Consider the following 23,748-nt stretch of genomic DNA (forward strand, 5'->3'; position numbering starts at 1 on the left):
CACAACTTCTCCCGGTTCGCACAGCCCACCGAACTCGATCTACGGGTCTACGACGGACGGCACCCGGTCGAGCTGATCGGCGGCGTGCGCTTCCCCGCCATCGGTGAACTGCCCTACCTGCTGACCCTCGCGGGCCACGGTTTCTACTGGTTCCGGCTCACCCGAGTCGCATCCCGCATCGGCCGCCGCCGCTGAGGCCCGGCGCCGAGGAAAGGACGCGTCACCATGCCGAAGACCATCACCCCCCGGCCGAGAGCCGCGGCCGGCACCGACCGGCCCCTGGCCTCGCTGAGCGGGCTGCTGCGCGAATGGCTGCCCCTGCAGCGCTGGTTCGCGGGCAAGGACCGGCCCGTCACCGATCTGTCGCTGCTGTCCATGAGCGAGCTGTTCCCGGGATGTCTGCACCTGCTGGTGCACGCCTCGCACGCGCCGGTGCCCACCCCCGGCGGCACGCCCCCGCCCGGGGACTGCTACCAGCTGCTCCTGGGCGTGCGCGAGCACCTCGCACCGCGGCTGGAGCGGGCGTACGTCGGCCGGGTCGAGGAGGGTGCGTTCGCCGGCCTCGCCGTGTACGACGCCCTGCAGGACCCGCGCTCGGCCCATCTGCTGCTGGAGCGGCTGCGGCAGCCCGGCACGACGGGCCCGCTGCACTTCGAGACGACTCCGGGTGTCCGGTTGCCCGGCGGGCTGCCGCCGCGGCTGCTGGACGCCGAGCAGTCCAACTCGTCGATCGTCTACGGCGACGCGTACATCCTGAAGCTGTTCCGCCGCATCCAGCCGGGCGTCAACCCCGACCTCGAGGTGCCGGGCGCGCTGGCCGCGCAGGGCTGCGCACGGGTGCCGGCGCCGGTCGCCTGGTTCAGCACGACCGCTCCGCGCCCGGCCACGCTGGGCGTCCTGCAGCCGTTCCTGCCGGATGCCACCGACGGGTGGACGCTGGCGCTGCGCGCGCTCGGCACGGGCGACGACTTCACCGCCGAGGCCGGGGAGCTGGGCCGGGCCATGGCCGAGGTGCACCTCTCGCTGGCCGAGGCGTTCCCGCCGGCCGGACCGGGCGAGAACGGCCGTACGGCGGAGGCGATGTGCGCACGGCTGGACGCGGCCACGCACGCGGTGCCCGCGCTGCGGCCCTTCGTCCCCGGTCTGCGGGCCGCGTTCGGTGCGCTGGCCACGTGCGACACCGGGCCGCCCGCCCAGCGCATCCACGGTGATCTGCACCTCGGGCAGGTGCTGCGGGCCGGGCGCGACTGGTTCGTCATCGACTTCGAGGGCGAGCCGTCCCGGCCGCTGGCCGAGCGGCGGGCCGCGCAGTCCCCGGTGCGGGACGTGGCCGGGATGCTGCGCTCCTTCGACTACGCGGCCCGGCAGCGCCGCCCCTGGCGGCCCGAGTGGGCGCGCCGCTGCCGGGAGGCCTTCTGTGCGGGCTACGCGGCCCGCGCCGGGTGGGATCCACGCAAGAAGCACGCGCTGCTGCGCGCGCACGAGACGGACAGGGCGGTGTACGAGGTGCTGTACGAGGCGAGACACCGTCCGGACTGGCTTCCGGTTCCGATGGCCGCGATCCAGCGGCTCGCCGTGTGGGGAGGCTGAGATCATGGCACTGCGAGACACTTCACCGCCCGAGTCCGCGGGACCCACCGCGACCTCGGTCGCCCCGCTCGACCAGGGCGACCGCGACCGCCTGCTCGGCGGCGCGCACCACGACCCGCACGCCCTGCTGGGCGCCCACCCGGTCCCGGGCGGCACACTGTTCCGCGCGCTGCGCCCGAACGCCCACGCGGTCAGCGTCGTCGTCGACGGGACGCACCACGGGCTGGTGTCAGAGGGCGGCGGTCTGTTCGCCGCCGTGCTGCCCTGCGACGAGATCCCGTCGTACACGCTGCATGTCGCGTACGACGACGGCGAGCAGGAGGTGGCGGATCCCTACCGCTTCCTGCCCTCCCTCGGCGAGCTGGACCTGCATCTGATCCGCGAGGGCCGGCACGAGGAGCTGTGGCGGGCGCTGGGCGCCGAGCCCATGACCCATCAGGGAGTGGCGGGCACCCGGTTCACCGTGTGGGCGCCGAACGCCCAAGGGGTGCGGGTCGCGGGCGACTTCACGTACTGGGACGGCACGCAGTACCCGATGCGGTCGCTCGGCGCGTCGGGCGTGTGGGAGCTGTTCCTGCCGGGCATCGGCGAGGGCGCCCGGTACAAGTTCGAGATCACCTCCCGCCACGGCGGCCGGTTCCTGAAGGCGGACCCGTTGGCCCGCCGTACGGAGGTACCGCCCGCGACGGCCTCCGTCGTGGCGGTCTCGCGGTACGAGTGGGGCGACGCGGAGTGGATGGCCCACCGGGGCGACACCCCCGTGCACGAGGCTCCGTTCTCCGTGTACGAGGTTCATCTGCCCTCCTGGCGCCCGGGTCTGACGTACCGCCAACTGGCGGACGAACTGCCCGCGTACGTCAAGGAGATGGGCTTCACCCATGTCGAGCTGATGCCGGTCGCCGGGCATCCCTTCAGTGGCTCCTGGGGCTACCAGGTCACCTCCTACTACGCGCCCACGCCCCGTCTCGGCTCCCCGGACGACTTCAAGTACCTGGTCGACGCGCTGCACCGGGCCGGCCTCGGCGTGATCATGGACTGGGTGCCGGCCCACTTCCCGAAGGACGACTGGGCGCTGGCCCGGTTCGACGGTGACCCGCTGTACGAACCCGGGGACTCCCGGCGGGCCGAGCATCCGGACTGGGGGACGTACGAGTTCGACTTCGGGCGCACCGAGGTGCGCAACTTCCTCGTCGCGAACGCCGTCTACTGGTGCGAGGAGTTCCACATCGACGGGCTGCGGGTGGACGCCGTGGCCTCCATGCTCTACCTCGACTACTCGCGGGACTCCGGGCAGTGGACGCCGAACGTCTTCGGCGGCCGGGAGGACCTGGACGCGGTGGCCTTCCTGCAGGAGATGAACGCCACCGTCTACCGGCGCTGCCCGGGCGTGGTGACCATCGCCGAGGAGTCCACCGCCTGGGACGGGGTGACCCGGCCGACGGACAGCGGCGGGCTGGGCTTCGGGCTGAAGTGGAACATGGGCTGGATGCACGACTCGCTCCAGTACATCCAGCACGAGCCGGTGCACCGGAAGTACCACCACAACGAGATGACCTTCTCGATGGTGTACGCCTACACCGAGAACTATGTGCTGCCGATCTCCCACGACGAGGTCGTGCACGGCAAGCAGGCCCTGGTGTCGAAGATGCCGGGCGACTGGTGGCAGCGGCGGGCCGACCATCGTGCCTATCTCGGCTTCATGTGGGCCCACCCCGGCAAGCAACTGCTGTTCATGGGGCAGGAGTTCGCGCAGGGCGCCGAGTGGTCCGAGGCGCACGGTCCCGAGTGGTGGCTGCTGGACGCCGACTACCACTCCGCGGGCGACCACCGGGGCGTACAGGATCTCGTCCGGGACCTGAACACGCTGTACCGGGCCACCCCGGCGCTGTGGCAGCGGGACACGGATCCGGGCGGTTTCCGGTGGGTGCTGTGTGACGCGGCGGACGACAATGTCTTCGCGTTCCTGCGATTCGACACCGAGGGATCGCCTCTGCTGGCGGTGTCGAACCTCTCCCCCGTGGTCCGTGGCGACTACCGTCTCTGGGTTCCCGACGAGGTCACCGCCTGGCAGGAGGCTCTGAACACGGACGATGCGCGCTACGGCGGCAGCGGTGTGGGCGTCGGGGCTGCGGGAGCGCTCAAGCCCGAGGACGGGCTCCTCCGGCTCACGCTGCCGCCGCTCGCCACTGTCTGGTTGACGCCCGTGCGCTGAACCCGCAGGTGTCGGCTGCCCGCCGAGAGGGGCAGTCAGGGTCGTACAGACCTACGACTGCTCCTCGTCATACGAACAGAAGGGCGGCCCACGTGCGCACTGTCGGAGTGGAGGAGGAACTCCTTCTGGTCGACCCGGACAGCGGGGAGCCGAAGTCGCTGTCGGCCGCCGTCCTCGCCCGTGCCACCCAGGACGATCCCGGACAGGACGTGTTCCAGAAGGAGCTGTTCGGGCAGATGCTGGAGTTCGCCACGCATCCGCAGGCGGACATGGCGGACCTCGGCGCCGAGATCGTGCGCTGCCGAAAGGAGGCGTCCCGGCTGGCCGGCGAGATCGGCTGCGCGGTCGCCGCGCTCGCCACGCACCCGATGCCCGTCACCCCCTCGCTCACCGTGCACGAGCGCTACCAGTGGATGGCCGGGCAATACGGGATGACCACCCAGGACCAGCTCGTGTGCGGCTGTCATGCGCATGTTTCGGTGGAGTCCGACGAGGAGGGCGTCGCCGTCCTCGACCGGATCCGGCCGTGGCTTCCGGTGCTCCTGGCGCTGAGCGCCAACTCGCCGTTCTGGCAGGGCCGGGACACCGACTACGTCAGCTATCGCGGCCGGGTGGTGCGGCGCTGGCCGCAGGCGGGGCCGAACGAGCTGTTCGGCTCGGCCGAGCGGTACCACCGGCTGGTGCGGGACATGGTGGCCAGCGGGGTCGTCCTCGACCGGGGGATGCTGTACTTCGACGCGCGTCTGTCCGCGAGCTACCCGACGGTGGAGATCCGGGTGGCGGACGTGTGCCTGCGCGCGGACACCACCGTCCTCATCGCCACGCTGGCCCGTGCCCTGGTGGAGACGGCGGCACGCGAGTGGCGGTCCGGCCGGCCGCCGCTCGACCACAGTGTGAGCCTGCTCCGGCTGGCCGCCTGGCAGGCCGCCCGTTCCGGCCTGGACGAGGACCTGCTCGACCCCGTGTCGTTACGGCCCCGGCCCGCGGCGGAGGTGCTGTACGCGCTGCTGGAGCACACCGGGGAGGCGCTCACCGACAGCGGTGACGCGGCCGGCGTCGAGGAGGGCGTCGCCACGCTGCTGCGCCGGGGCAACGGCGCCCACGAGCAGCGGCTGCTCATGGAGCGGACGGGCAGTCTGCGGGACGTCGTCACCGCATGTGTGCGGCACACCCAGGACTGAGGGGCGGTCGCTCGGGATCCGGGTTCGGGTGACTCGTGTGCGCAACGTCCCCCCGGACACACCCAGATCATCAGCCGATCACGACTTACCTGTTCCCGGCCCCGAAACCGCTTGCCTGGGCTACATTCGAGCACCGCCGGCAACAGAGCCGACCGGCGGAGTCACCCTCCGTACACCTCGGGAGCAGCGCATGCGCGACGACGCCCTCGCTCCAGCAGCCGTACCGCCGCTGACCGGCGGGCTCGCCGACAGCGTCTTCGAGACCGCGGACCGCAGTCCGACCCTGCCCGTCCTGGCGCGCCGTACGGATGCGGCGCCCGGGGTGTGGGAGGAGGTGACGGCGGTCGAACTGCGGGACGACGTGGTCGACCTGGCCAAGGGCCTGATCGCGTCGGGGATCTCCCCGGGCCACCGGGTGGCCCTGATGGCGAGGACCCGTTACGAGTGGACGGTGTTCGCCCACGCGCTGTGGACCGTCGGCGCGGAGGTCGTCCCGATCCACCCGGCGTCCTCGCGGGACCAGGTGGAGTGGATCCTGCGGGACGCCGGCTGCGTGGCCGTCGTGGTGGACGACGAGCAGGGCATCATGACGGTCGGCACCGTGTGCGCGGGGCTGCCGCGGCTGAAGCACGTCTGGCAGCTGGACGCGGACGCGTCGGCGCGGCTGGCCGAGCAGGGTGCGGTGATCCCGCTGACCACGGTGGAGTCGCTGCGCCGGATCGTGCTGCCGGATTCGACGGCGGCCATCGCCTACACCTCGGGCACCTCCGGCCGTCCGCTGGGCTGCGCCCTGAGCCACCGCGGCCTGGCCTACCCGTGCGACGTCCTGCTCGCCGGGTGGGGGCACACAGCGGCGCCCCCGGGTGAACAGCCGTCCGTGCTCGCCTTCCTGCCCTTCTCCCATGTGTACGGGCTCATGATCCAGGTGCTGTGCCTGCGCGGCGGGGTCCTGATGGCGCACGAGCCGGAGATGACGGCGGAGGCCCTCGCCTCGGCGCTGCGCACGTTCCGGCCGACGTACCTGTACGGCGTGCCGTCGGTGTTCGAGAAGCTGTACAAGACGTTCCTGAGGACCGCTCAGCAGGCGGGCCGGGGTGCGCTGTTCGAGCGGGCGGCGCAGACCGCGCGGGACTTCGCCGAGGCGGAGGAACGCCGGCGGCTGGGCACCGGGCCGGGTCCCGGGTTCGATCTGCGGCTGCAACACGCCCTGTACGAACGGACGGTGTACCGCAGGCTGCGGGGTGCGCTCGGCGGGCGCGCGGTACGGGGCACCTCGGGCGGCTCGTCGCTCAGCCGCGAACTGTCCCTGTTCTACGAGGGCATCGGGCTGTACATCCACGACGGTTACGGGCTGACGGAGACCTGCGGCGGGATCACCATGCAACCGCTGGGCAGGGAGAAGTCCGGGACCGTGGGCCGGGCGCTGCCGGGCACCGAGGTCCAGGTGGCCGACGACGGGGAGATCCTGGTGCGCGGCCCGTCGGTGTTCCAGGGCTACGTCGCCGACGAGGCGCGGACCCGTGCCGCGCTGTACGGCGGCTGGCTGGCCACCGGGGACATCGGACAGCTGGACTCCGAGGGCTATCTGACGATCACCGGCCGCAAGAAGGACGTGATCATCACGAGCAGCGGCAAGAGCGTGGCGCCGGCCCCGCTGGAGCAGCGGCTGCGCATGCATCCGCTGGTGCACCAGGCGGTGGTCGTCGGCGACGACCGGCCCTGCGTGGGGGCCCTGATCACGCTGGACCCGGAGTTCCTCGCGCACTGGCGGGCCGGACTGGCCCTGCAGGGCGAGTCACCGGGCCGGGAGGCCCGGGAGGAGAACGCGCTCAGGGAGGAGATCGCGCGGGCCGTCGCGTCGGCCAACAGCGCGGTGTCCCGAGCGGAGTCCATCAGGGTCTACCGGATCCTGCCCGAGCCGTTCGCCCCGGACAACGGGCTGCTGACGCCGTCCATGAAGCTGCGCCGGGACGCCATAGCGCGGCACTACGCCGCCGAGATCGACGCGATGTACGAGGCCCGGTCCCGCGCGGTGCGGCGGCCGGGTACCGAGGAGACGGCCGACTGGGACGAGTCGGACAACGTCTTCCGCTAGGAGTGGTGCCCGTACGGAGCCCGGTGGCCGGGCGGACGGGTAACCCGGCCCGGCTCGGGGAACCCGCAGCAGTGGAGTGATCGGCAACGACGACCGCCCTGGTCGCAAGGGGCCACCGGCCCCGGACCGGACGGGGCCGGAGAATGCGAGATGACGACGGAGCCGCGTGGGGACGACACACCGCCCTCGGAGGACTGGGACGAGCGGGCGTTCTCCTTCCCGGGTGAGCTGCGGAACGTGACGGGGGCACGGCTCGCGGCGGAGGAGTTCCTGTGCGCCCTCGCCCGGGACGCGCCGCCCGGCACGCCCGAGTGCTGGGACGACATCCTGCTGGTCGTCACGGAACTGGCCGCCAACGCCGTCCAGTACGCCCCCGGGCCCTTCGGTCTGCGGATGCGCCGCACCTTCGACGGGGTGCACGTGACGATGCACGACACCAGCACCACCCGGCCGGAGCCGCGGCCCTTCCAGCCGAGTGCGGGTGGCGGCGGGATCGGCTGGCACCTGGTGCACACGCTGTCCAGCCAGGTGAGCGTCGTCGTCGAGGACCACGGCAAGGACATCCACGTGTTCCTGCCCTGGTGAGACAGGTGGTGTTCAGGAGTACGACGTGTATCTGTGCGAGATCGGGTTACTCCGGCCTCAGCAGGGGCATGCTGGTGCCCACGCGTTCGTCTGCCTGCCGCACCCAGCTGGCGGAACGGCTCGGGGCACGGTGGGATCGACGTGGCCGCAGCGATCCAGGGCATGCGAACGGCGTCGAGTGCCTGGAGCCGCAGGAAGGGATGAACACCGTGACACGACCCAGGATCCTGGTGGTTGGCGCAGGCTTCGCCGGAGTCGGGTGCGTCCGCCGCCTGGAGCGGAAACTCACCCCCGACGAGGCCGACGTCACGCTGGTGACGCCGTACGCCTACCAGCTCTACCTCCCCCTGCTGCCCCAGGTCGCCTCCGGAGTGCTGACTCCGCAGTCGATCGCCGTCTCGCTGCGCCGCAGCAAGAAGTACCGCACCCGGATCATTCCGGGCGGCGCGATCGGCGTGGACCTGAAGTCCAAGGTCTGCGTCATCCGCACCATCACCGACGACGTCGTCGACGAGCGGTACGACTACATCGTGCTGGCACCGGGCAGCGTGACCCGCACCTTCGACATCCCGGGGCTCACCGAGCACGCCTTCGGGATGAAGACCCTCGCCGAGGCCGCCTACATCCGCGACCACGTCATCGCGCAGCTGGACCTCGCGGACGCCAGCGACGATCCGGCCGAGCGGGCCGCCCGGCTGCAGTTCGTGGTGGTCGGCGGCGGATACGCGGGCACCGAGACCGCGGCCTGTCTGCAACGGCTCACGCACGCGGCCGTGCAGCGCTATCCGCGCCTGGACCCGAACCTGATCAAGTGGCACCTCATCGACATCGCGCCCAAGCTCATGCCGGAGCTGGGCGACAAGCTGGGCCGCAGCGCGCAGGAGATCCTGCGGCGGCGCGGCATCGACGTCTCGCTGGGCGTGTCGATCGACAAGGCGGGGGCCGAGGAGGTCACCTTCACCGACGGCCGGGTGGTGCCGACCCACACCCTGATCTGGACGGCCGGTGTGGTCGCGAGCCCGCTGATCGCCACGCTCGGCGCGGAGACGGTCCGCGGCCGGCTCGCGGTCACCGCCGAGATGGCCCTGCCCGGGCACGACGGGGTGTTCGCGCTCGGCGACGCGGCCGCCGTGCCCGACAAGGCCAAGAGCGAGGAGAACGCGATCTGCCCGCCCACCGCCCAGCACGCCATGCGCCAGGGCACGGTGGTCGCCGACAACGTCATCGCGGCCCTGCGCAACGAGCCGCTGCTGCCGTACGTGCACAAGGACCTGGGTCTCGTCGTCGACCTCGGCGGCAAGGACGCCGTGTCCAAGCCGCTCGGTATCGAGCTGCGGGGCGTGCTCGCGCAGGCGGTGGCCCGCGGCTACCACTGGTCGGCGCTGCGCACCAACGTCGCCAAGACCCGCGTCATGACCAACTGGCTGCTGAACGCGGTCGCCGGCGACGATTTCGTCCGCACCGGCTTCCAGTCCCGCAAGGCCGCCCGGCTGAAGGACTTCGAGTTCACGAACGAGTACCTGACACCGGAACAGGTCCGCGCCCAGGTGGAGGGCAAGTAGCAGGTCGCCCCGGGGAAGGTGGGCCGGGCCGCCGTGCCATGCTGGGTCGGAGATCAAGTTCTGGCACGGGAGAGAGCGCGGCGGCGTGAGGGCAGCGGTTCGGTCGGGGTGGGCACGGATGTGGGACCGGCTCGCGGCGTCCGATCCCGGGCTGCTGCGGCTCACCGCGGGCCTGCGCACGGTGGCCGCCATCGCGCTCACCCTCGCCGTGCTGACCGTGGTGCGGGTCCCGGTCCCGCACCTCGTCGCGGGCGCCATCGCGGCGATGGCCGCGACCTTCGCCATCCGGGAGAAGCAGCGCTCCCAGCAGGCCGTCACCCTCGCGCTGGGCCTGCCGGTGGCGCTCGCCTCGGTGTCGCTGAGCGCGCTGCTGAACCAGTGGGTCGTCGTGGGCGACGTGTTCTTCGTCGTCCTCATCTTCTGTGCCGTCTACGGCCGCCGGTTCGGCGACCGTGGCACGGCGCTGGGCCTCATCGGCTTCCAGATCTACTTCCTCTCGCTGTTCGTGCACGCCACCACGTCCGCACTGCCCGGCCTGTACGGCGTGATCGCCGTGGCGTTCGTGTGCAGTGCCGTCGCCCGCTTCGTGCTGCTGCCGCAGACCCCGGCGGGCACCCTCGACCGGCTGCGCCGGGCGTTCCGGGCCCGGCTCGGGCAGCTGATCGCCGCCCAGATCGAGCTGCTGGACGCCGGTCCCGAAGACGTCGAGAAGGTCCTGGAGCACCTGCGCACCGGCACCGCCCGGCTCCACGAGACGGCGCTGATGATCCAGGGCCGGCTGGCGGACGGCACCGCCGACGAGGCGACGGCACGGCTGCTGCAACGCCGCATCGCCGACGCCGAGATCGCCGCCGAACGGCTCGGTCTGCTGCTGCTCACCGCGCGCAGCGCCGAGCGGACGGACACCCTCACGCTGCATCTGCCCGGCGCGCCCCTCCCGACCGGTGGCGAGCTGCCGGTGCGGGACGAGGCGACGGCGGCGCTGCGCCGGGACCTGGAGGCGTTGCGCCTACTGGTGCTGCGACCGGTCGGCGAGGCCTCGGGGACGGCGCTGGCGCAGGTCCGCAACCGGCTGCTCGGCTACCGCGAGGAGGAGAACCTGCCCAAGGCGTCGCCGGCCGTGCAGGACGTCTTCCGGGGTCTCGGCGAGGCCGCGCGGGCCGTGCTCGGGCTGCGGATCGCCCTGGACGGGCCGCAGGACGAGTCCGACGACACCCCGGCGACGGCCCGCTCCCGCGAGGAGCTGGACGCCGAGGACGCCGCGATCGAGAGCGGCGAGGAGGACGAGCCCGAGGAGCCGGAGCCGACCGGGCTCGGGCGGCCCACCACCCGGGCCGCCGTGCAGGTGGCGGTCGGTTCGGCGCTCGCCATCGCGGGCGGTGAGCTGCTGTCCAGCCAGCGCTGGTACTGGGCGGTGCTGACCTGCTGGATCGTTTTCCTGAACACCGCGTCCACCGGCGAGATCCTGGTGAAGGGCTACCGGCGGCTGATCGGCACGGTGCTGGGTGTGGTGGCCGGCATCGGGCTCGCGGGACTGGTGGGACACCACACCTGGACGGCGTTCACGCTCGTGCTGCTGTGCGTCTTCGCGGCGTTCTACACCGCGCCGCTGTCCTACACGCTGATGTCGTTCTTCGTGACGGCGATGCTCGGGCTGCTGTACACGCTGCTGAGCACCTACAGCGTGTCGGTGCTGGTGCTGCGCGTGGAGGAGACGGCGCTGGGCGCGGCCTGCGGGGTGATCGCGGCGGCGGTGGTGCTGCCGATCCACACCGACCGGCGCACCAACGAGCTGCTCGTCGACACCCTCGACAAGCTGGCGGACGTCACCCGGGCCGCCATGGACCAGCTGAGCGGCGCGCCGCCGGCCGACCTGGTGGACCGGGCCCGCGACCTGGACCAGGGGCTGGCCGACCTGCGCGCCGCCACCCAGCCGCTCACCCACCCGATCGCCCCGCAGCGCTCCCGCCGGGACACCGCCCGGTACGTGGTGGCCCTGCTGGAGACCTGCGCCTACCACGCGCGGTCGCTCGCCGCCACGGCCGAGCTGTTGCCGACGCATCCGTCGATCGCGGCGGATCCGCGGCTGCGCGGGGCCGGCCGGCGGATCGTGCACAACATCGAGGCGATCGCCGCACACGTCGCCGACCCCCGCTCGACGGCCGCGATCGAGACCGGCCCCAGCATCGCGTCGATGCTGGAACCGGGCACCCTGCGCACCCCGCGCTACGGCCGCGTCACCGACCGGGTGCTCCGGCATCTGCAGCGTCTGGACGAGGCGGTGTCGGGTCTGGCCCGGCCGCTGGGCATCACGCGGGAGCGGTCGAGGAGGTGACGGCCGGTGTCACCCGGCGGTCCGGCCGCCCTGGCGCTGCCCCAGCGCCACGGCGCGTACCCGGGCGCAGCTGCGGCTGATGAGCCGGGAGACGTGCATCTGGGAGATGCCGAGCCGGTCGGCGATGCGGCTCTGCGTCATGTCCTCGAAGAACCGCATGTAGAGGATGGCCCGCTCCCGCTCGGGCAGGCGGCGCAGCCCCTCCTTGGCGGCCTCGCGGTCCACGACGACGTCGTACGAGGAGTCCGTCGCACCCAGCGTGTCGGCCAGGCTGTAACCGGCGTCATCGGTGGACAGTTCGGCGTCCAGCGAGAGGGTGCTGAAGCTCTCCAGTGCCTCCAGGCCCTCGGCGACCTCCTCCTCGGTCAGGCCGGTGTGTGCGGCGAGGTCGGCGGTGGTGGGTTCGGGGGTGCCGGGGTGCTGGGTGAGTTCGCGGCGGGCCACGCGCACCCGGTTGCGCGCCTCCTGCACCCGGCGGGGCACCCGCACGGCCCACATCCGGTCCCGGAAGTGCCGTTTGACCTCGCCGGTGATGGTCGGCACGGCGTAGCTCTCGAAGGCTCCCCGGGAGGGGTCGAACCGGTCGATGGCCTTGACCAGCCCGAGCGCGGCCACCTGGCGCAGATCCTCGGCGGACTCCCCGCGGTCGCGGAACCGGCCGGCGATCCGATGGGCCATGGGCAGCCAGGCGGCCGCCAGTTCGTCGCGTACGGCGTCCCGCTCGGGGCCGTCGTCCAGTTCCGCGAGCCGGGCGAAGAGGGCCGTGGTGTCGGGGGCGTCGTCATGGGTCCGCCGCACGGACGCGACGGAGGCGGTGTCGGTCGTACCAGGACGGCTTGTCGACATGTCGGTCAGCATGCGTATCGCTCCTGAGCGGTGGTGTCAGGGCGCGGACAGAAGACGAAGTGCGCCTGCCCGACCGCCCGGGCGGGAAACGCCGCGGACGAGTTGTTGTGGGCGGAGTGAAACAGGTCACCTGACCCGCTCCCGATTGGGTGAATTCCCGGGAGATGGTTTACCGTTCATCCATAAGTGGTGACGGAGTCGACCGGAACCGTCCTCCCTTACCACCGCATACGGCCCTGGCTGGCTTCCCCCGTCCAGCCAGGGCTTTTTCATGCCTCCACGGCACGGCGCCGGCAGAAACCCGCTTCCTTCGAGGTGCCCCGGACGGCGGCAGCGGCTGAAATGGGCTTGGGGAAACCACCCGAACCGCTGCCGGCGAGGAGTGCCGCGCCATGACCAAAGCGATAAAACTGCTGACCGCCCTGCCGCAGGCCCAGCGCGAGACGCTGATGGAGCTGGCCAAGGAGGTCTCCTTCCCGGAGGACACCCGCATCTTCGAGGCGGGCGGCACCGCCGACCGCTTCTGGGTGATCCGCTCCGGCGCGGTCCATCTGGACCAGCAGGTCACCTCCCGGCAGCGGGTCACCGTGGCCATGCTCGGCGCGGGCGACATGCTCGGCTGGTCCTGGCTGTTCCCGCCGTACGAGTGGGACTTCGGCGCGGTGGCCTTCAGCAACGTACGGGCCTATGAGTTCGACGGGCCGTCGGTGCTCGCGCTGTGCGTGGAGGACCCGCTGCTCGGGCTGTCACTGGTGCGCACGGTCGCCGAGGTCCTCGCCCACCGCCTGGAGACGACCCGCGGCAAGCTGATGGAGCAGTACACGATGCGGCGCCGCAGCGGCCCGCTGTAGGTCTGCTGTCCGGCGGATCATGCGCCGCAGCCGCGGAGTCGCCTGTCGGCGCACAGTCCCGCGCCGCTTGCGGGCGTCTCAGATCCGGTAGCGGCGCAGCGCCGGGACCGCTGCGGCCAGCCCCAGCATGACCGCCACCACCAGCGCGCCCCCGCCCGCCACGGCCGCCCGGGGGCCGAAGGCCGAGCCGGCGGTGCCGTGCAGGACGTCGGCCAGGCGTGGACCGCCCGCGACGACCACGGTGAACACCCCCTGCATCCGGCCGCGCATCTCGTCGGTCGCGGCGGAGAGCAGGATGGCCCCGCGGAACACCATGGAGACCATGTCGGCGACCCCGGCCGCGGCGAGGAAGGCCACGGCCAGCCAGAGGTTGCCGCTCAGCCCGAACCCGGCGATGGCCACGCCCCAGCCGACGACCGCGCCGATGACCATCCAGCCGTGCCGCCGCGCCCGCGAGAAGGCGCCGGAGAACAGGCCGCCGAGCACCGCGCCGACCGGGATCCCGGCGAACAGCACACCGAGCGCCAGGCCTTCGCCGTAGGAGGCGTACGTCTGCGCGGCCAGCTGCGGGAACAGGGCGCGGGGCATGCCGAAGACCATGGCCACGATGTCGGCCAGGAACGACAGCAGCAGCACCTTGTGCCCGGCGATGTAGCGGAACCCGGCCGCTATCTCGCGCACCCCGGCCCGGCGGGCCGGCCCCTCGCCCAGCGGCGACAGCGCGGGCAGCCGGAACACCGCCCACACGGTGACGCACAGGGCCAGCGCGTCGATCAGGTACAGCTCCGGCAGCCCGATGACCGGGATCAGCACACCGGCCAGCAGCGGACCCGCGACGAGGCCGGTCTGCATCACGGTCGAGCCGAGCGCATTGGCCGCGGGCAGCTCCTCGGCCGGGACCAGACGGGCGACGGAGGCGCTGCGAGCCGGGGAGTTGAGCCCGAAGAACGCCTGCTGCACGGCGAGCAGCACCATCAGCACGACCACGGAGTTCAGCCCGGTGACGGCCTGCGTCCAGAACAGCACCGAGGTCACGGCGATCCCGCTGTTGGTGACCAGCAGCAGCTTGCGCCGGTCCACCGTGTCGGCGACCGCCCCGCCCCACAGCGCGAACACCACCATGGGCACCAGACCGGCGAGGCTGGCGTAGCCGACCCAGGCCGAGGAGTGGGTGATGTCGTAGATCTGCTTGGGTACGGCGACGGCGGTCAGCTGGCTGCCGACGGCGGTGACGATGGTCGACGACCACAGCCGCCGGTAGGCCGGGATGCGCAGCGGCCGGGTGTCCATCGCCCAGCGCCGCCAGCCGCGCCGGGGCGGGGCGGGCGCGGCCTGGGAGGCAGTGTCGGGCTCGGTGGTGCTGCTCTCGCTCGTGTCCACGGGTGTCCTGGTTGCTCGGTACATCTTTTCGGTTCGCGAGCCTAACCATCTCAGTAACACATGTACATGCCGAACGGATTTGCTCAGGATCCGGCCAGGAGCGTGGCCCCCAGCGCCAGCATGGTCACCGCGACCAGTCCGTCCAGGACCCGCCAGGCGGTGGGCCGGGCGAGGAAGCGGCCTAGCAGCCGGGCGCCGAAGCCCAGCGCGGCGAACCAGCACAGGCTCGCGAAAGCGGCGCCGAGCCCGAAGGTCCAGCGCATCGGGCCGCGGTCGGCGGCGAGGGAGCCGAGCAGGAACACGGTGTCCAGGTAGACATGCGGGTTGAGCCAGGTCATGGCCAGACAGGTCAGGATCGCCCGCCGCCGCGAGCCCGCCGCCTCACCGTCCGCGTGCAGGCCGGTACCGGGCCTGAGGACCCGGCGGGCGGCGAGGGCGCCGTAGCAGAGCAGGAACGCGCCGCCCACGAGCCCGACGGCCCGTACCGCACCCGGCCAGGCCACCACGACCGCCCCGACCCCGCCGACGCCGAGGGCTATCAGCAGCGCGTCGGACAAGGCGCAGATGCCGACCACGGCGAGGACGGCGTCGCGGCGCACCCCCTGGCGCAGGACGAAGGCGTTCTGGGCGCCGATGGCGACGATCAGGGAGAGGCCGGTGCCGAATCCGGCGGCCGCGGCGGTCAGTGCGTGGTTCATACCGTCGACGTTAAGCAAACGATCACAGCAGGTACAGCTACAGATTCTTACGTATCCTTAGCGATTGTGATGGAGGAGCTTCCCCTGGAGCACGTGCGGACGCTGCTCGCCGTGGTGGACGAGGGCACGTTCGACGCGGCGGCCGCGGCCCTGCATGTGACACCGTCGGCGGTCAGCCAGCGGGTCAAGGCGCTGGAACAGCGCACCGGCCGGGTGCTGCTCCGGCGCACCAAGCCGGTGCGCCCGACGGAGTCCGGCGCGGTGCTGGTCAGGTTCGCCCGGCAGCTGGCCCGGCTGGAGCGGGACGCCCGCGGCGAGCTGGGCCTGAGCGGTGCCGGCGAGCCGACGCGGGTGTCGGTCGCGGTGAACGCGGACTCGCTGGCGACCTGGTTCCTGGGGGCGCTCACCCGGGTGGAGGGGCTCTGCTTCGAGCTGCACCGGGAGGACGAGGCCCACACGGCGGCGCTGCTGCGGGAGGGCCTGGTGATGGCGGCCGTGACCTCCTCGCCCGACCCGGTGCCGGGCTGCTCGGTCCGCACGCTCGGCCGGATGCGCTATCTGGCCGCGGCCGCACCGGAGTTCGCGGAGCGGTACCTGGACGGGCCCGTGCGGGATCTCCTGCCCGAGGCCCCCGTCGTGGTCTTCGACCGCAAGGACGACTTCCAGGACGGCTTCGTACGACGGCTGGGCGGCACGGCCGCCAGTCCGCTGCGGCACTACGTGCCGTCCTCGGCGGGCTTCGTCGACGCCGTCGTCGCGGGGCTCGGCTGGGGCATGATCCCGGAGCCCGAGGCCCGGCCGCTGCTGGACGCGGGGTGCCTCGTCCCCCTCGCGCCGCGGGAGTGGATGGAGGTCACGCTCTACTGGCAGCGGTGGAAACTCGACTCCCCCGCGCTGGCGGCGCTGTCCGAGGCGGTGACGGCGACGGCGGCCCGGGCACTGCGCCGGTGACAGTCAGGGCACCTGCGTGCCGAGCCGCCCGGCCGCGCTGTCCAGCAGCATCTCCAGGGCGGTCGGGTAGGCGCTGGTGACCATGCGCCGGGCCAGCAGCGGGGCCGCCTCGGCGATGCGGGGATGGGTGGCGCGGGGCAGCCGGGCGTAGGTCGAGTGCCACTTGTCCTCGTCGGCCCGCTGGGAGGCGCTCGGCAGGGCCAGGGACGCGGCGTCGAGGGCGGCGAAGGCCAGTGTCTGGTCGATGAAGGCGTGGTAGACGCGGACCGTCTCCGGCAGGGAGAACCCGGCTCTGCGCAGGACGTCCAGGACCGCCTCGTCGGCGGCCAGCTCCTGGGCCCGCCCGGTGACCCGGTTCGCCGTCAGCAGCGCCGCCTGCGGGTGCGCGACGTACGCGGCGTGGATGCGCAGCCCGATCGTCCGCAGGTCCGCCCGCCACTCCCCCTCCGGCCGCCAGCCCGCCAGGGCCTGGCCGATGAGCGCGTCCCCGATGGCCAGGGTCAGGTCGTCCATGCCGCGGAAGTACCGGTACAGCGTGCTGGGATCGCAGTCCAGGGCGAGGCCCAGGCGGCGCGCGGTGAGTCCGGTGCTGCCGTGCTCGCGCAGCAGCCGCAGCGCGGTCTCGACGATCAGCGGCTCGGACAGCACGGTGCCGCTGCGGGTCGGACGGCGCCGGCGGCGCTTCTCCTCGGGCACCACGGGCTTGGGCACGGCGGATCCTCCCGGTCTCCTCCGTCGGCGTCCTTATGCCAACGCCATTGACCTTACGCCATGCCCCGGCGTTGTATTCCGGCCAAGGCGCGCCTGCCCCGTTCCTCTTACCGTCCATGTCAGGCAGGGAGTTTCGTCATGCGTGTACTGCTCGTGGGAGCCGGCGGTGTGGGCACCGCCATCACCCGGATCGCGGCCCGCCGCCCGTTCCTCGACCTGATGGTGGTCGCCGACTACGACCCGGCCCGGGCCGAGGCTGCGGTCGCGGCCCTCGGCGACGCCGGGAGCCGGTTCCGCGCCGAGCGCGTGGACGCCGGCGACGAGGCCGCGGTGGCCCGGCTGCTCGCCCGCCACGGCTGCGACGTCCTGCTCAACGCGACCGACCCGCGCTTCGTGATGCCCCTGTTCCGCGCGGCGCGCGCGGCCGGCGCCGGTTACCTCGACATGGCGATGTCCCTGTCCCGGCCTCACCCCGAGCGGCCGTACGAGGAGTGCGGGGTCAAGCTGGGCGACGAGCAGTTCGCGCTGGCCGAGGAGTGGGAGAAGGCGGGCGCGCTCGCTCTCGTCGGCATGGGCGTGGAGCCCGGTCTCTCGGACGTGTTCGCCCGGTACGCGGCCGACGAACTCTTCGACACCATCGAGGAGATCGGCATCCGCGACGGTGCCAACCTCACCGTCGACGGCTACGACTTCGCGCCCTCCTTCAGCATCTGGACCACCATCGAGGAGTGTCTGAACCCGCCGGTCGTGTACGAGGCCGGGCGCGGCTGGTTCACCACGCCCCCGTTCAGCGAGCCGGAGGTGTTCGACTTCCCCGAGGGCATCGGGCCCGTGGAGTGCGTGAACGTCGAGCACGAGGAGGTGCTGCTGGTGCCGCGCTGGGTCGGTGCCGAGCGGGTCACCTTCAAGTACGGCCTGGGCGGGGAGTTCATCGAGACGCTGAAGACCCTGCACCGGCTGGGACTCGACCGCACCGAGCCGGTGACCGTCTCCGGCCCGGACGGACCGGTCGCCGTCTCGCCGCGGGACGTGGTCGCCGCGTGCCTGCCCGACCCGGCGACGCTGGGCGAGCGGATGCACGGCAAGACGTGCGCGGGCACCTGGGTGCGCGGCACGAAGGACGGGGCGCCGCGCGAGGTGTACCTGTACCACGTGGTCGACAACCAGTGGTCGATGGCGGAGTACGGCTGTCAGGCCGTGGTGTGGCAGACGGCGGTCAATCCGGTCGTCGCCCTCGAACTCCTCGCCACCGGTGCCTGGTCGGGCACGGGCGTCCTCGGCCCGGAGGCCTTCCCCGCGCGTCCGTTCCTCGACCTGCTGACCGCGTACGGCTCCCCCTGGGGCGTCCGGGAACAGTGACACTGGCCGGTCTCCGCCGTTTCACCGCGCATCGACAGGTGACCCGAAGGCGAGTACTCATCTTCCAGGGGCAGGTACGACCTCGATCGCAGGTGACGTTGATGGACGACTGGCGAGACCGCGCCGCATGCCGCCGCGAGGAACCCGACCTCTTCTTCCCGATCGGCACCACGGGACCGGCGCTGGTACAGACGCAGCGGGCGAAGGCGGTGTGCGGACGCTGCGGTGTCCGGGAGGAGTGTCTGCGGTGGGCCCTGGACACCGGACAGGACGCGGGTGTCTGGGGCGGCACGACGGAGACGGAACGCCGCGCCCGGGCCCGGCGCATGGGGGCACGGCGCCCGCGCTAGGGCATGTCTGATTCCCGTCGTCCGCCCGGAGGGGCCTCGCGGCGGCGATGAGGGTCCCCCGCGCGGGCGTGTTCGAGCATGCGTGCCAGGCGTCGCGAGGCGGGCGGGAATCGTCGGACAGGCCCTAGGCGTCCATCGGGTCCGGTGCGGCCGGGAGGCGAAGAGTGAAGGCGGCGCCTGCGCCGGGCTCACTCGCCGCCTCCGCCGTGCCGCCGTGGGCGGCGACCAGGTGGCGGACGATCGGCAGACCGAGGCCGCTGCCGCCGGTGCGGCGGCTGCGGGACTTCTCGGCGCGCCAGAACCGGTCGAAGACATGCGGCAGGTCCTCGGGGGCGATGCCCGTGCCGGTGTCGGTGACGGTGAGGACGATCTCCTCGCCGTCCCGGCGGGCGGCCAGGGTGACCGTGCCGTCGGCGGGGGTGTGCCGCAGCGCGTTGGAGACCAGGTTCCCGAGCGCCTGCCGCATGCGCACGGGATCCGCGTCCAGCCAGGCGGTGTCGTCGGCCTCGGTGCGCAGGGCGACCCCGGCGGCGTCGGCGGCCACCCGGTGGGCGGCGGCGACCTGGTCGAGCAGGTCGCCGGCGTGCAGCGGCTCGCGGTGCAGGCGCAGGGTGCCGGCGTCGGCGGCCGCGAGGTCCTGCAGGTCGTCGATGATCCGCTGGAGGACCAGTGACTCCTCGTGCAGGGAGGCCAGCAGGGCCGGGTCGGGGTCGACGACACCGTCGCGGACGACCTCCAGCCAGCCGCGGATGTTGGTGAGCGGGCTGCGCAGTTCGTGGGCGATGTCGCTGACCATCGCCTTGCGCTGGGCCTCCAGGCGCTCACGGCGCTCGGTCAGGTCGTTGAACGCCTCAGCAAGGATGCCGGTTTCGTCCCGGGTGGTCACCGGCACCCGCACATGCAGTTCGGGCGGCTGCTGCGCGGCCTCGGTGAGCGCGCGCAGGGGTCGTACGAGCCGTACGGCGACGACCGCGGTCACGGCGACGGTGACGGCGAGGACCAGCCCGGCCGCGCCGACCACCTTGGCCTTGTTGCCCGTGGACATGTCGAAGCGGGAGGGGGTCTGGTCCCCGATGCCGAGGAACAGCTCGGCGACCGGGGCGACATAGGGCTCCAGCTGGATGCGACGGGCACTCAGCACGCAGCTCTGCGCGGCCTGTCCCGCTGCCTTGCTGTCGCTCACCTTGGGGAACTTGGCCACCAGGTAGCGGCCGCCCTGGGGATCCTTCGCGCTGGGGTCGAAGGTGAGGAACAGCGGTCCGCCGAAGTCCAGGCCCGCCTGCTTCAGACAGGGGCGGGCCAGGTCCGTGAGGTCGGCCAGGGCCTTCTCCTCCGTCGGCGTGGGGGTGTTCAGCTGGCCGTCCGCGCACTGCTCGGCGGCGTAGGAGGTGTCGGTGCCGTCCGGGCTGCTGAGCACGGGGCGGCCGCTCGGGATCCGGACGACCGTGGTCTCGATGCCGAAACGCCCGTAGCACTGCCTGCGCTTGGCGGCCAGCGCGTCCAGCCGCACCCGCTCCTTGGCCGTGACCCGGTACGGCCCCACCACCCGGGGGTCGATGCCGCTGAGCTGGGTCCCGGTGTCGGTGTAGGTGTCGGTGCGCAGGGGGTCGACGGTGGCGGCGGGCCGGGGCGGCAGCGGGGTGCCGCGCGGCGCGGAGTCGGCGACCAGGGTGCGGTCGGCGTTCGTCAGGGCGATGCGCCGGCCGGTCGTGCGGGCCAGGTCGCGGACCGTGCGCTGGACGCCGGACCAGTCGGGGTGGGCGGCGGCGTACCCGCTGAGCTGGGCGAGGATGCTGTTGTCGGCGGCGAGGTCCTGGCCCTGCTCCTCCTTCAGCGCCCTGGTGGTGGTCGTCACCGCGAGCCAGGCGGTGGCGGCCACCGAGCAGACGGCGATGAGGGCCGAGACGAACAGCAGCCGGACGAGCAGCCGTTTGCGCAGCGGTATCCGGCGCTTCACGGCCGGCCACCGGTCAGCTTGTAGCCGACGCCGAACACGGTCACCAGGCGGACCGGCCGCCGCGGGTCGGCCTCGATCTTGCGGCGCAGGTTCATGATGTGCACGTCGACGGCCCGTTCGGTGGAGGCCCGGTCGAAGCCGCGCGTGCACTGCAGCAGCTGCCGCCGGGAGAACACCCGGTTCGGCTCCCCCGCCATGGCCAGCAGGATCTGGAACTCGGCCGGTGTGCACTCCACGGGTTTCCCGTCGCAGCGCACCTCGTGCCGTACGGGGTCGACGCCGATCCCCGCGGCCCGTACGACCGGATCGTCGTCCCGCACGCTCACGCCGCGCCCGCTGCGCCGCAGGACGGTGCGGATCCGGGCCATCAGCTCGCGCGGACTGTACGGCTTGGTCATGTAGTCGTCGGCACCGAGTTCCAGCCCGAGCAGTACGTCGTCCTCGGCGGCGCGGGCGGTGAGCATCACCACGGGGATGTCCGGGTCCTCGCCGCCGCGCAGTACCCGGCACACGCCGAAGCCGTCGATCACCGGAAGCATCAGGTCGAGCACGACGAGGTCGGGTCTCAGGCGGCGGGCCGCGTCGAGCGCGGCGGCGCCGTCGTGCACCACCGTGGCGGTGTGCCCCTCGGCCAGCAGGGAGCGGCGGATCAGTTCGGCCTGCTTCTCGTCGTCCTCGGCGACCAGCACATGTGCGCACACGAGTTCGGATCCTAGGCGGCTCAGAGCGCGAGCCAGTCGGCGTACCCCATGACGACCACCGGATGCCGCTTCGGGTCGAGGGTGCGCAGGAGGTCCTTCATATGGGCCTTGGCGACGCTGACGCAGCCGTGGGTGGGGCCGCCGTGGTCGACGTGGAACCAGACTCCGCCGCCCCGGCCCAGGCCAAGGGGGCGGGTCCAGTCCAGGGGCGAGGTCCCGGGCCTGCGGTTGTAGTCGATGGCGACGACGTAGTCGAAGGACCCGGCGAGGGGTTCGCCCTCGAAGCCGGTGCCGGGCGAGACGAATCCCCTGGAGTGGTGGTACGGAAGCCTGCTGCCCGGGTCGGCCAGCAGGCCGCCCGCGTCGCTGAGGGTGTAGACGCCGAGCGGGGAGCGCAGGTCTCCGGCGCTGTGGTGGGCGCTCCAGCCGCGCAAAGCGTTGTGGGCGGGCCACTCGGTGCCCGCCTGCCAGCCGGTGGCGGTGCGCTCGTGCAGCACGACCGTGGAGAGCGGGGAGTTCTGGCCGCGTCCGGTGACGACGACGGCCTGCCGGGAGCGGTCCGGTATCGCGGCCCGGGTCTTGGGGCCGAGGCCGGCTATCCGCTCAGGTGCCGACTCCACCACGGGCTCGGACGAGGGGGTGGGGGTGGGGGTGGGGGGTGCCGTCGGCGCCGGGCGGGTGGCGGGGGTGCGGCGCTCGGTCGCCTCGGCTCCGCCGCCGCAGCCGGTGAGCAGCAGCGGGGAAGCGAGGAGAGCGACGGCGGCTCTGCGATCGATCATGTGCCGACCATGGCCGACACATGTTTGGAACCCGTCAGGTGCCAAGAAGGGACCCGTCAGGCCTTGTTCGGCTTGCCCTGCTGGTAGAGCCAGGTGTGGAAGAGACCGTCCAGGTCCTTCCCTGACACCCGCTCGGCGAGCTTCACGAACTGGGCCGTCGTACCGTGCCCGGCCCGGTGCTCGGTCGCCCAGGCGCGCAGGATCGTGAAGAAGTCCTGGTCGCCGACGGCCTGGCGCAGCTCGTGCAGGGCCATGGCGCCACGGGCGTAGACGGGCGTGTCGAAGATGTTCTTGCCGCTGCCCGGGTCGCCGGGCGGGAAGGCCCACAGGTGGTCGCTCGCCGGGCGGGCGTAGAGGGCGTCGAAGCTCTTCTGGGCGCTGTCGCCGCCGTGCTGCTCGCTGTAGAGCCACTCGGCGTAGGTCGCGAAGCCCTCGTTGAGCCAGATGTCCTTCCAGGCCGTGAGCGAGACGGAGTCGCCGAACCACTGGTGGGCGCTCTCGTGGACGAGGGTGCTCACGTCGGGCGCCGAGTCGTACAAGGGCCGGCTCTGGGTCTCCAGGGCGTAGCCGACGTCCGGCGCGTGGTCGACGATGGAGCCGGCCGCGCGGAACGGGTACGGCCCGAACAGCTTGCTCTCCCACTTCAGTACGGAGGGCAGCTTCTTCAGCACGGGCGCGGCCGCGCGCGCCTCCCGGGCGTCCACGGCGTTGTAGACCTGGATGCCGTCCGAAGTGGTGTACTGCTCGACCTTGAACTTCCCGACGGTGGCGGTGGCCAGGTAGGCGGCCATGGGCTCGGCCTGGTGCCAGCGGAACGTGGTGCGGCCGTTCGCGGTGTGCTGCCCGCGCAGGACGCCGTTGGCGACGGCGGTGCGCCCCTTCGGGACCGTGATCGTGAAGTCGTACGACGACTTGTCCTTGGGGTGGTTGTTCCCCGGGAACCAGGTCATCGCGCCCTGCGGCTCGCCCGCGACGAACGCCCCGTCGTCGGTGCGGATCCAGCCGTCCGCGGAGCCGTCAGGGTCGGTGACCGCCTTGGGGGTGCCGTTGTAGGTGACGGTGACGCGGAACTCCTGGTCCTTGCGCAGCGCGTGGCGCGGGGTGACGACGAGTTCCTGGCCGTCGCGGCGGAAGCCGGCGGCGGTGCCGTCGACCTTGACGCCGGTGACCTTCAGGCCCTTGAGGTCCAGGTCGAAGCGGGTCAGCTTCTGGGTGGCGCGGACGGTGAGGACCGCCTTGCCGTCCAGGTGCCGGGAGGTGGTGTCGTAACGGAGCGTCAGGTCGTAGTGCTTGACGTGGTAACCGCCGTTGCCGCTGAGCGGGAAGTAGGGGTCGCCGGCGCCGGACGCGCCGATGGTGCCGGCCGACGCGGGACCGGCGGCTGCGAGCAGTGCCGCCACGGCGACGGGGACGGTGGCGAGGACCGCCTCGCGGCGGAGGCCTGCGCCGCGTCGTGGTGAAGCCTGTCTGTGGGGTGCCGTCATGGGCGCTCCTTAGGGGGTGGCGATGATCATTCGCCCACAGACTAGGGCCGCCGGTGTCCCCGTTTCCCCCTCATTCAGGTCAAGTCACGCCGCGTTGCCGCCCGGTGTCGCGGGGCCGCCG

At 72.5% G+C, this 23,748-nt stretch carries 20 protein-coding genes; 12 read left to right on the plus strand and 8 right to left on the minus strand.

All coding sequences use genetic code 11. The features are described from left to right. The 8 genes from BEK98_RS39910 to BEK98_RS39945 all read left to right on the plus strand — a co-directional run. Positions 1-195, plus strand: a 195-nt coding sequence (locus tag BEK98_RS39910) for an alpha-glucosidase C-terminal domain-containing protein (protein ID WP_208643366.1), incomplete at its 5' end; no start/stop codon positions are given. A 30-nt stretch (positions 196-225) separates the two neighbouring features. Beyond that, entirely contained in the window at positions 226-1,590 is a 1,365-nt protein-coding gene (locus BEK98_RS39915) for a maltokinase N-terminal cap-like domain-containing protein (RefSeq protein ID WP_094221685.1), read from the plus strand. A 4-nt stretch (positions 1,591-1,594) separates the two neighbouring features. After that, entirely contained in the window at positions 1,595-3,802 is a 2,208-nt protein-coding gene (gene glgB, locus BEK98_RS39920) for a 1,4-alpha-glucan branching enzyme (RefSeq protein ID WP_094221686.1), read from the plus strand. A gap of 92 nt (positions 3,803-3,894) precedes the next feature. Then, complete coding sequence (locus BEK98_RS39925; RefSeq protein ID WP_094221687.1) at positions 3,895-4,983, plus strand: glutamate--cysteine ligase 2; 1,089 nt, start codon at positions 3,895-3,897, stop codon at positions 4,981-4,983. A gap of 190 nt (positions 4,984-5,173) precedes the next feature. Continuing rightward, positions 5,174-7,078: an AMP-dependent synthetase/ligase gene (locus BEK98_RS39930; RefSeq protein WP_094221688.1), complete on the plus strand. Its 1,905-nt coding sequence runs from the start codon at positions 5,174-5,176 to the stop codon at positions 7,076-7,078. A gap of 150 nt (positions 7,079-7,228) precedes the next feature. Further along, positions 7,229-7,663 carry an ATP-binding protein gene (locus BEK98_RS39935; RefSeq protein ID WP_094221689.1) on the plus strand — a complete coding sequence of 145 codons (435 nt, stop codon included), beginning with the start codon at positions 7,229-7,231 and terminating at the stop codon, positions 7,661-7,663. A 200-nt stretch (positions 7,664-7,863) separates the two neighbouring features. Next, the gene (locus tag BEK98_RS39940; RefSeq protein WP_094221690.1) at positions 7,864-9,225 is read left to right on the plus strand and encodes an NAD(P)/FAD-dependent oxidoreductase; all 1,362 of its coding nucleotides are present in this window, start codon (positions 7,864-7,866) and stop codon (positions 9,223-9,225) included. A gap of 118 nt (positions 9,226-9,343) precedes the next feature. Continuing rightward, entirely contained in the window at positions 9,344-11,560 is a 2,217-nt protein-coding gene (locus BEK98_RS39945; RefSeq protein WP_094221691.1) for an FUSC family protein, read from the plus strand. A gap of 9 nt (positions 11,561-11,569) precedes the next feature. Here the strand turns inward: BEK98_RS39945 and BEK98_RS39950 are convergent, their stop codons facing one another. Next, entirely contained in the window at positions 11,570-12,418 is an 849-nt protein-coding gene (locus tag BEK98_RS39950; RefSeq protein WP_094221692.1) for a SigB/SigF/SigG family RNA polymerase sigma factor, read from the minus strand. A 380-nt stretch (positions 12,419-12,798) separates the two neighbouring features. On the opposite strand from BEK98_RS39950, the gene BEK98_RS39955 reads away from it, so the two are divergent. Beyond that, a complete protein-coding gene (locus tag BEK98_RS39955; RefSeq protein WP_094221693.1) occupies positions 12,799-13,257 on the plus strand; it encodes a cyclic nucleotide-binding domain-containing protein in 459 nt (152 codons plus the stop codon). A 78-nt stretch (positions 13,258-13,335) separates the two neighbouring features. Here the strand turns inward: BEK98_RS39955 and BEK98_RS39960 are convergent, their stop codons facing one another. Both BEK98_RS39960 and BEK98_RS39965 read right to left on the minus strand, forming a co-directional pair. Beyond that, a complete protein-coding gene (locus BEK98_RS39960; RefSeq protein WP_094221694.1) occupies positions 13,336-14,637 on the minus strand; it encodes an MFS transporter in 1,302 nt (433 codons plus the stop codon). Between the two features lie 83 nt (positions 14,638-14,720). Next, positions 14,721-15,335: a LysE/ArgO family amino acid transporter gene (locus tag BEK98_RS39965; protein WP_094221695.1), complete on the minus strand. Its 615-nt coding sequence runs from the start codon at positions 15,333-15,335 to the stop codon at positions 14,721-14,723. A 66-nt stretch (positions 15,336-15,401) separates the two neighbouring features. Here BEK98_RS39965 and BEK98_RS39970 point away from each other — a divergent pair, with 66 nt between their 5' ends. Beyond that, positions 15,402-16,286: a LysR family transcriptional regulator ArgP gene (locus tag BEK98_RS39970; RefSeq protein ID WP_167444365.1), complete on the plus strand. Its 885-nt coding sequence runs from the start codon at positions 15,402-15,404 to the stop codon at positions 16,284-16,286. A 3-nt stretch (positions 16,287-16,289) separates the two neighbouring features. Here the strand turns inward: BEK98_RS39970 and BEK98_RS39975 are convergent, their stop codons facing one another. After that, entirely contained in the window at positions 16,290-16,997 is a 708-nt protein-coding gene (locus BEK98_RS39975; protein WP_094221697.1) for a TetR/AcrR family transcriptional regulator, read from the minus strand. Positions 16,998-17,135: 138 nt separating this feature from the next. On the opposite strand from BEK98_RS39975, the gene BEK98_RS39980 reads away from it, so the two are divergent. Further along, positions 17,136-18,356, plus strand: coding sequence for a saccharopine dehydrogenase family protein (locus tag BEK98_RS39980; protein WP_094221698.1), 1,221 nt, complete (start codon positions 17,136-17,138; stop codon positions 18,354-18,356). 101 nt (positions 18,357-18,457) lie between these two features. Further along, on the plus strand, positions 18,458-18,706 hold the full coding sequence (locus BEK98_RS39985) for a WhiB family transcriptional regulator (protein WP_094221699.1): 249 nt from the start codon (positions 18,458-18,460) through the stop codon (positions 18,704-18,706). 124 nt (positions 18,707-18,830) lie between these two features. Here BEK98_RS39985 and BEK98_RS39990 read toward each other — a convergent pair whose 3' ends face one another. From BEK98_RS39990 to BEK98_RS40005, 4 genes are read right to left on the minus strand one after another with little or no spacing between them, the layout of a single operon-like run. Beyond that, a complete protein-coding gene (locus BEK98_RS39990) occupies positions 18,831-20,663 on the minus strand; it encodes a sensor histidine kinase (RefSeq protein ID WP_094221700.1) in 1,833 nt (610 codons plus the stop codon). Next, the gene (locus tag BEK98_RS39995; RefSeq protein ID WP_094221701.1) at positions 20,660-21,364 is read right to left on the minus strand and encodes a response regulator transcription factor; all 705 of its coding nucleotides are present in this window, start codon (positions 21,362-21,364) and stop codon (positions 20,660-20,662) included. The genes BEK98_RS39990 and BEK98_RS39995 overlap by 4 nt, the downstream gene beginning before the upstream one ends. Before the next feature lie 20 nt (positions 21,365-21,384). Next, positions 21,385-22,143, minus strand: coding sequence for a L,D-transpeptidase family protein (locus BEK98_RS40000; RefSeq protein ID WP_094221702.1), 759 nt, complete (start codon positions 22,141-22,143; stop codon positions 21,385-21,387). A gap of 56 nt (positions 22,144-22,199) precedes the next feature. Next, the gene (locus tag BEK98_RS40005; RefSeq protein WP_094221703.1) at positions 22,200-23,627 is read right to left on the minus strand and encodes a M1 family metallopeptidase; all 1,428 of its coding nucleotides are present in this window, start codon (positions 23,625-23,627) and stop codon (positions 22,200-22,202) included. Positions 23,628-23,748 lie beyond the last annotated feature (121 nt).

Source organism: Streptomyces diastatochromogenes (assembly GCF_002242805.1).
GTDB lineage: Bacteria > Actinomycetota > Actinomycetes > Streptomycetales > Streptomycetaceae > Streptomyces > Streptomyces diastatochromogenes.